Annotated in this window: 1 pseudogene; it reads left to right on the plus strand. The window is 66.0% G+C overall.

The features are described from left to right. Window positions 1–636 (plus strand): annotated as a pseudogene (locus tag AQZ50_RS19485) (2-oxoglutarate ferredoxin oxidoreductase subunit alpha); the annotation flags it as partial.

Genomic DNA, 636 nt, shown 5'->3' on the forward strand with positions numbered 1-636 from the left:
AAGCGATGGGTCTTGCGGTGATGACCGAGCTGCCGCTGGTGATTGTCAATTCGCAGCGCGGCGGTCCGTCGACGGGCCTGCCGACCAAGACCGAACAGTCGGACCTCTATCAGGCGGTCTATGGCCGCAACGGCGACACGCCGATCCCGGTGATCGCCGCGCGCAGCCCGTCCGATGCGTTCGATTGCGCGATCGAGGCGGTGCGCATCGCCACGCGCTACATGACCCCGGTCATCCTCCTGACCGACGGCTATATCGCCAATGCCGCCGAGCCCTGGAAAGTGCCCGATCCGGCGAGCTATGCGCCGTTTCCGGTGACGTTCCTTGAAGAACCAAACGGCCCCGACGGCACCTTGCTGCCGTTTGCGCGCAACGAAAACGGCGCGCGCCCCTGGATCAAGGCGGGTACGCCCGGCCTGATGCACCGCATCGGCGGTATCGAAAAGAACCCGCTGACCGGCGACATCGACTATTCGCCCGCCAGCCATCAGACGATGACCGACTTGCGCAAGGCCAAAGTCGACGGCATCGCCAAAAGCATTCCGCCGCAGGAGGTCACGCTGGGCGAGCCGGGCGGAAAGCTCGTGCTGGTCGGCTGGGGCAGCACCTACGGCCCGATCCATCAGGCGGTGCGCC

The organism is Novosphingobium sp. Fuku2-ISO-50, from assembly GCF_001519055.1.
In the GTDB taxonomy this organism is placed as follows: domain Bacteria; phylum Pseudomonadota; class Alphaproteobacteria; order Sphingomonadales; family Sphingomonadaceae; genus Novosphingobium.